At 64.1% G+C, this 7,827-nt stretch carries 6 protein-coding genes; all 6 read left to right on the top strand.

What is annotated here, in order from left to right; genetic code table 11:
* Positions 1–814 (top strand): thiamine pyrophosphate-dependent enzyme (locus HCZ87_RS18645; RefSeq protein ID WP_167646265.1); only part of this gene is annotated, 814 nt, incomplete at its 5' end.
* On the top strand, positions 801–1,997 hold the full coding sequence (locus HCZ87_RS18640) for a CaiB/BaiF CoA-transferase family protein (protein ID WP_167646263.1): 1,197 nt from the start codon (positions 801–803) through the stop codon (positions 1,995–1,997). The genes HCZ87_RS18645 and HCZ87_RS18640, both read left to right, overlap by 14 nt.
* 263 nt (positions 1,998–2,260) lie before the next feature.
* Positions 2,261–3,625, top strand: coding sequence for a tetratricopeptide repeat protein (locus tag HCZ87_RS18635; RefSeq protein ID WP_167646261.1), 1,365 nt, complete (start codon positions 2,261–2,263; stop codon positions 3,623–3,625).
* Between the two features lie 21 nt (positions 3,626–3,646).
* Positions 3,647–4,918, top strand: coding sequence for an OpgC family protein (locus HCZ87_RS18630; protein WP_167646259.1), 1,272 nt, complete (start codon positions 3,647–3,649; stop codon positions 4,916–4,918).
* Entirely contained in the window at positions 4,915–6,471 is a 1,557-nt protein-coding gene (locus tag HCZ87_RS18625; protein ID WP_167646257.1) for a glucan biosynthesis protein, read from the top strand. The genes HCZ87_RS18630 and HCZ87_RS18625 overlap by 4 nt, the downstream gene beginning before the upstream one ends.
* Before the next feature lie 23 nt (positions 6,472–6,494).
* Positions 6,495–7,827: glucans biosynthesis glucosyltransferase MdoH (gene mdoH / locus HCZ87_RS18620; protein WP_167646255.1), on the top strand; the 1,333-nt coding region annotated here is incomplete at its 3' end.

The following is a 7,827-nucleotide window of genomic DNA, read 5'->3' as shown; positions in this document are numbered from 1 at the left end:
CTCCGACCTGATCCTCTGCCTTGGCTATGATCCCATCGAGATGCGCACCGGCTGGCGCAATGCCTGGGACGCGCGCCAAACCCGGGTGATCGACATCACGCCGGAGGCCAACACCCACTATATGCATCAGGCCAGCCTGCCCCTGATCGCCGACCTGCCTGCGACCCTTGCCGCGCTGGCCGTGGCCCCCGCTGCCGCACCGCTCTGGCCCAAGGGCGAAATCGCCGCCACCCGCGCCGCCCTGCAAGACGCCTTTCCGCTGACCGAGACCTGGGGCCCCGCCGGCGTCATCGCGGAATGCATGCAGACGCTGCCTGCCGACACGCTGCTGACGGCGGATAGTGGCGCCCATCGTATCCTCCTGAGTCAGATGTGGTCCTGCATCGAGCCGCGCCAGATGGTGCAATCCTCCGGCCTTTGCACGATGGGCTGCGCCCTGCCACTGGCGATGGGGCGCAAACTGGCACAGCCGGAGCGCTGCGTGGTCAGCTTCTCCGGCGATGCGGGGTTCCTGATGGTCGCAGGCGAGCTGGCCACCGCCGCAGAACAGGGGCTGACGCCGATCTTCGTGGTCTTTGTCGATGCCTCGCTGGCGCTGATTGATTTGAAGCAACGCCAGCGCCAACTGCCCAACGCGGGTGTCGATTTTGCCCGCCATGACTTTGCTGCCATGGGGCGCGCCTTTGGCGGTGCCGGTCACAGCGTGCGCAACCGCGCCGAGCTGCATGCCGCCCTCAAAGAGGCGATGCAGGCCGAGACCTTCACCGTGATCGCAGCCGAAATCGACAAGGAGAGCTATGATGGCCGCATCTAATCCAACCCAGGGCCTCCTGCCCCATGGCGCGCTGAAAGGCGTCAAGGTGCTCGATCTTTCGCGCATTCTTGCCGGTCCCACCGCCACGCAGATGCTGGGCGATCTCGGCGCTGATGTGATCAAGATAGAGAACCCCGACTCGGGCGGCGACGATACCCGCCAATGGGGCAAGAGCGTCCTGAAAGGTGCTGATATCACGCCCTATTTTATGTCGGCCAATCGCAACAAACGCTCGCTGGCGCTGGATATCTCCAGCCCGGAGGGCCAGGCGATCATTCGCCGTCTTGCCAAGCAGGCCGATGTGCTGATCGAGAACTTCAAACCTGGTGGCCTGGCGAAATACGGGCTGGACTACGCCGCCCTGCGCGAAAGCTGCCCACGGCTGGTCTATGCCTCGATCTCCGGCTACGGCCAGACCGGCCCCAACCGCACAAAACCCGGATATGATCTGATGGCGCAGGCCTATGGCGGCCTCATGTCGCTGACCGGAGACCCCGAGGGCGCGCCGATGAAGGTTGGCGTCGGCATCGCCGATGTGATGTGCGGCATGTATGCCTGCATCGGCATCCTCTCGGCGCTGCGCCACCGCGACCTGACCGGCGAAGGGCAACAGGTCGAACTGGCGCTGGTCGATGCGCAGATCGCCTGGCTCATCAACGAGGGTGTCACCTATCTCAACAGCGGCCAACTGCCGCAACGACGCGGCAATGAACACCCCACGATCATGCCCTATGGCACCTATGAAACCTCGGACGGCCATGTGATCCTCGCGGTCGGCAATGACAGCCAGTTCCGCCGCTTCATGCGCTTTCTGTCGCTGGAGGGGCTGGCGGAGGATCCGCGTTTTGCCACCAATCCGGCCCGGCTGGAGCATCGCGACGCGCTGAACGATGTGCTGATCCCGACCCTGCGCCGCCACAGCACCGATGCGGTGATCGCCGCGATGGAAGAGGTCAAGGTCCCCGTCGGCCCGGTGCAAACACTCGATCAGGTCTTTGCCAGCGATCAAGTGGCGGCGCGCGATATGGTGGTCACCATGCAGGCCGATGGCACGCCGCTGCGCCTCTTGGGCAATCCGCTGAAGTTCTCGCGCACCCCGGTGACCTATCGCAAGGCGCCGCCCAGCTGCGGCGCCGACAGTGCCGATATCCTCGCGACCGACCAGCCATTTGACGGCGATTGAAACATTTGCCGCGCTGACCGGCCTCGGCCGCGCGGTCATTGTTACAGTTCCGCCCTCTGCTCCCCCGGGATGATAGCAAAATCCCGGGAAGAGCCTTGATTTGCGCCGTTTTCCGCCACGACATCCTCGATTTTGCGCAGCCAGCCCGCGCCGCGATACACGCCACTTCACCAAAGCGAGAGCGGGGGCGCGCGGGGGGCAGCGCTCCGCTAGCATCACTTCAACGCCTTGTATTTCTCCAGCTTGCGAAAGTGATACCGCCCATGACCCAGGATATTTTTGGCCAGGACAGCAGCCTGACGGACGCCCATGCGCTCAAGGAGTGGAACGGCGTGCAGCTTGGCGTGCTGGCCCATGCGGCGCGCACCGCGGACCACCTTGGTGCCGTGCTGACCGCCGCGCCGGAGTTCGCGCAGGCGCAGGCGATCAAGGGGCTGTCGCTGCTGATGCTGGGTCGGTCTGAACTGGTCCCCACCGCGCGCGAGGCGCTGGTGATGGCCAAGGCCAGCTATGAGGGCGCCCTGCCGCGCGAGCGCAAATATGTGGACGCGCTGGAGGCCTGGCTGGCGGGCAAACCCTCCCGGTCGATCGCGCTTATGGAAGAGATTCTGACCCATCACCCCTGCGACACGCTGGCGATGAAACTCAGCCATGGCATCCGCTTTATTCTGGGCGATTCCAGAGGCATGCGCGCCTCGATCGAACGGGTTCTGCCGGCCTATTCCACCGATCACGCGGGCCATGGCTACCTTCTGGGCTGTCACGCCTTTGCGCTGGAGGAAACCGGCGACTATGACCGCGCCGAGGTCACCGGGCGACAAGCGCTCTGGACCGCACCGGATGATGCCTGGGGCCTGCATGCGGTGGCGCATGTGCACGACATGACCGGCAACGCCAGCACCGGGCTTGAGTGGCTCACCGGCCGCGAGGCGGCCTGGGCGCAATGCAACAACTTTCGCTACCACGTCTGGTGGCACAAGGCGCTGATGCATCTCGACCTTGGCCAGATCGACGAGGTGATGCGGCTATATGATACCGAGGTGCGCAAGGACCGCACCGATGACTACCGCGACATCTCCAACGCCACCTCGCTTTTGATGCGGCTGGAGCTGGAGGGCGTCTCGGTTGGGGATCGCTGGGAAGAGCTGGCCGAGCTCTGCGCCAACCGCACCGAGGACGGCAGCCTGATTTTTGCCGATCTGCACTATCTTTTGGCACTGGTCGGCGGGGATCGAAAAACCGCGACTCACCGTCTGGTTGAGCGGATTGGCGCCGATGGGGCCCGTTCTGACAGCGAAGCCGCGCAAAGAATGGCCGATCCCGGAACAGCCGTTGCAATGGGGCTTGAGGCCTTCGGCGAAGGCGACTACCGCACAGCCTTTGACTGCCTCGCTAAGTCTCGGGATTCGTTGCAACTTGCAGGTGGCAGCCACGCCCAGCGGGACGTCTTTGAACGGATGACCATCGACGCGGGCCTGCGTGCAGGCAACTGGACGCAAGTGGAAGCCATTCTGGACGATCGCCGTGCCAAACGCGGGGGAGGCGAAGACAATTATGCGCTCGCCCGGCGCGACCTGATTGCCTCGGCCCGCAACAGCGGCGAGGCGCAGAGCGTGCCGGCCGAGTAACGGTATTGGAGACCGACACAGATGGCAAAGATCGCGCCTTTCCCGGCGCCAGAGCCCGCCAGCGCCTCCCGCGCGGCCGCAAATACCCTGGCCGCCCCGGCCGAGGCAGCGTCCCCGCGCCCGCGCGACCCGAGGCTGGATTTCTATCGTGGCATTGCCATGTTCATCATCCTGTGCGCGCATATCCCCGGCAACCGCTGGACCGGCTGGATCCCGGCCCGTTTCGGGTTTTCCGACGCGACGGAGATCTTTGTCTTCTGTTCCGGCATGGCCTCCGCCATCGCCTTTGGCGGCTCCTTTGCCCGCCATGGCTGGTGGATGGGCACCGCCCGCGTCGCCTATCGCTGCTGGCAGGTCTACTGGGCCCATATCGGGCTGTTCTTCTTCCTCGCCACCGGCATGGCGGCGCTTGATCTCTATGGTGGCTTTGACAAGAGCTATATCGGCGCGCTGAACCTGCATTGGTTCTTTAACAACACCGTGCAGCAGATCATCGGCGTCTTCACGCTCACCTATGTGCCCAACTATTTCGACGTACTGCCGATGTATCTCGGGGTGCTGGCCCTGATGCCGGCAATGATGGGGGTTCGCAAAATCGGCGTCTGGGCCGTCGCGGCGCTCAGCATCGCGATCTGGCTCTGCGCGAACCCCTATATGATCGGCCTCGGCCCTGACGGGCTGTCGCTGCCCGCAGAGCCCTGGTCAGATCGCGAGTGGTTCTTCAACCCGCTGGGCTGGCAATTGCTGTTCTTCACCGGCTTTGCCTTTATGGCAGGCTGGCTGCCCAAGCCCCCGATCAGCGTGACGCTGGCCATTGTCGCGGCGGCCTTCCTGATCCTGTCCTCGCCCTTCGGCTCCTGGAAGGTCTTCAGCTGGCTCAACGATGCCGCCCCCGATCTTGGCGCGCGGATCCGCCCGACCTGGGAGTTGACCAGCGAATGGCGCGAAAAGACCGACTTTGGCCTCTTGCGCTATGCCCATTTTCTGGCGCTGGCCTATCTCGCCTGGCTGGTGGCGGGTGAAAACGGTCACAACCTGGTGGCGCGGGGCAACTCCCTTGCGGCCCGGATCTGGTCGCGCGTGCTCGCGCTGGTCACCAAGGTCGGCCAGCAAAGCCTTGCCGTCTTTGTCTTTTCCATGGTGAGGGCGCGGTTTATCGGCGTTGCCCTAGATCAGACCGACCACGGCATCATGATCACCGCCGCCGCAAACCTTGCCGGTTTCGCCCTGATTATCGGTTGCGCCTACAGCGCGGCCTGGTTCAAATCCCAACCCTGGAGACGCAAGCGATGAGCAAATTGAGCCGTCGTTCCTTCCTGCAATCTGCATCCGCCCTGTCGCTGGCCGCGATCGCCACGACCGTGCGCGCCTCGGCCTCCGATATTCCCTCGGACGTGGCAACGGGGGAGAAAACGCCCTTCAGCCGCGCCGATGTGGTGGCCCGCGCCAAGGCATTGGCCGGTCGCCCCTACAAGCCCCGCAGCTCCGTGCCCGCGGACTGGCTGGAAATGACCTACGACCAATATCGCTCGATCCAGTTCGACGTGACCAAGGCGCTCTGGGCCGACACCGACCGCAGCTATAACGTCGATTTCTTCCTGCCCGGGCTCTATTTTGAACGCGCGGTGCAGGTGCACGCGGTCACCGACGGGTTTTCCACCAACGTCCCCTTCGACATGAGCCGGTTCAAGAAACACCCGGAAATCTCGCCCGAACTCTCGCAAGAGGGCGCATTGGGCTATTCCGGCTTTCGCCTGCGCACTGATCTCGACGACGCTGACCATCCCGGCAAAAAGACCGAATTCTGCGTCTTTCAGGGCGCCAGCTATTTCCGCGCCATTGCCAATGGCAATGTCTATGGGCTCTCGGCCCGCGGGCTGGCGCTGAAAACCGCCGATCCCGACGGCGAGGAGTTCCCGGAATTCGTCAGCTTCTGGCTCGAAGCCCCTGCTCCGGCTCAAGAAAACATGATCGTACATGCGCTGATGGACAGCCCGTCAGTGACCGGCGCCTATCGCTTTGACATCACGCCCGGCAATCCCTGCGTGATGGATGTGGAGGCGACGCTATTTGCTCGCCGCGAGCTGCCGCATGTGGGGCTGGCGCCGCTGACCTCGATGTTCCTGTTTGACGGCACCAACCACCAGCGCTTTGACGATTTCCGCCCGGCGGTGCATGACAGCGATGGTCTACTGATGAAGAACGGCCGCGGCGAGGTGCTCTGGCGGCCATTGGCCAACCCGACGCAGCTGCAAATCTCCAGCTTCGTGGATGACTCCCCAGAGGGCTTTGGCCTGATGCAGCGGGCGCGCAAGCTCTCGGATTATGATGATCTGGAGGCCCATTACCACCGCCGCCCCTCGCTCTGGGTGGAACCCAAGGAAAGCTGGGGCAAGGGCGCGGTGACCCTGGTCGAGATCCCCGCCGACAAGGAAATCTACGACAATATCGTCGCCTACTGGCGCCCCGAGGCCCCCTATGCCGCCGACAGCCGCATTGATCTGGACTATCGCCTGACCTGGGGCGCGGAACCGGTGCTGGATCTGCCCCGGGTGATCAAGACCGCCTCGGGCGCCAAGATCTTTGGCGACCCCGGACGCCTCATGGTGATCGAATTCGAGGCCCATCCGATCTTTGAAGCCGATCCCGAGAGCTTTGATATCCATGTGTCCTCGCCGCATCTGGAGCCCAGCGACGGCATTCTGGAACGCAACCCGGAAACCGGCGGCATGCGGTTGGCGTTTTCCTTTGATCCGGGCGAGCAGACCCATGTGGAGCTGCGCGCCGCCCTGCGCAAAGATGGCGCCCCCGCGTCAGAGGTCTGGCTGTATCGCTGGACTGTTTAGGAATTAGTGAGTGGACCGCCTTGATGGATAACGATTTCTCCTCTCCCCTGATGCCCCCCGAGGCACCGCTTGCCATGCCGGCGCAGGACTTTGGTCACGGCTTTCACGACGTCAGCGCGCCAGCCACCGGTGCGGCGCGGGCACCCGGGGTGGCGCTTTGGCGGATCCTCTCCTTTTCGCCCGCGATGGCGGCCACGCTGGCGCTGGCCTGGGTGATGCAGGGCTGGTTCGCCGCCGATGGCACCACCGCGCTGGAATGGGTGCTCCTGACCCTGATCGCGTTCAACTTCTTCTGGATCACCTTCACCGTCTCCACGGTGCTCCTGGGGCTCTTCAGCCTCTCACAGACCCGCCCCAGGCCCGCCCGTGGCCCCCGCAAACCGATGCGGGTGGCGCTTCTGGTGCCGGTCTACAACGAGGTGCCCTGGTATGTGCTGGGCAATGCCCGCTCGATGCTGGAAGAGCTGCGCGCCCTTGGCGGGTTGCATCACTACGAGATGTTCATCCTCTCTGATACCCGCGATGCCGAAATCGCCGCGCAGGAAGAACAAAGCATAGAATCCCTGCGCGCCGATCTGCCCGCGGGCATCACCCTCCATTATCGCCGCCGCGCCCGGAACACCGCCCGCAAGGTGGGCAATATCCATGATTGGGTGACCCGCTGGGGCGGCGCCTATGAGGCGATGCTAGTGCTTGACGCCGACAGTCTGATGACCGGTCGCGCCATTCAGCGCCTCACGGATGCGCTATCCCGCGATCCGGCTGCCGGTCTCATTCAGAGCTTCCCGCAACTTATTGGCGCGCAATCTGTTTTTGGCCGCATGCAGCAGTTTGCAAATGGTGTCTACGGGCTGGCGCTGGCCGAAGGTCTGGCGCGCTGGACCGGCTATGAGGGCAATTACTGGGGCCATAACGCGATCATCCGCACCCGGGCCTTTGCCACCTGTGCCGGCCTGCCCGAGCTGCCGACCCTGCGTGGCGGGCGCTCGATCATCATGAGCCATGATTTTGTCGAGGCCGGTCTCTTGCGCCGCGCCGGCTGGCGGGTGCGCTTCCTGCCCCGCATTCGCGGCTCTTACGAGGAAACCCCTGCCACCTTGATCGACCACATCCAGCGGGATCGCCGCTGGTGCCAGGGCAACCTGCAACACCTGCGCCTGCTGGGCGCCAGCGGCTTTCACGCCATGTCGCGGTTTCACCTGGCGCATGGGGCGATCGGCTATCTGATGGCACCGGTGTGGTTTGCGCTCCTGGTGATCTGGGCGCTGATCGGCCAGGACGAGGGCGGCTCGGTGATCACCTATTTCTCCGAGGCCAACCCGCTGCGTCCCAACTGGCCCGACATGAGCGAACCCC

Source organism: Phaeobacter sp. HF9A (assembly GCF_011806385.1).
Taxonomy (GTDB): Bacteria; Pseudomonadota; Alphaproteobacteria; order Rhodobacterales; family Rhodobacteraceae; genus Epibacterium.
Note: the sequence above shows the minus strand (reverse complement) of the source record. Positions and strands in the feature narration are given on the sequence as shown.

What these genes read in the sequence shown, in the direction of transcription:
- HCZ87_RS18640 (WP_167646263.1), top strand. Translation starts at nt 801, where the DNA reads ATGGCCGCATCTAATCCAACCCAGGGCCTCCTGCCCCATGGCGCGCTG.
- HCZ87_RS18635 (WP_167646261.1), top strand. Translation starts at nt 2,261, where the DNA reads ATGACCCAGGATATTTTTGGCCAGGACAGCAGCCTGACGGACGCCCAT.
- HCZ87_RS18630 (WP_167646259.1), top strand. Translation starts at nt 3,647, where the DNA reads ATGGCAAAGATCGCGCCTTTCCCGGCGCCAGAGCCCGCCAGCGCCTCC.
- HCZ87_RS18625 (WP_167646257.1), top strand. Translation starts at nt 4,915, where the DNA reads ATGAGCAAATTGAGCCGTCGTTCCTTCCTGCAATCTGCATCCGCCCTG.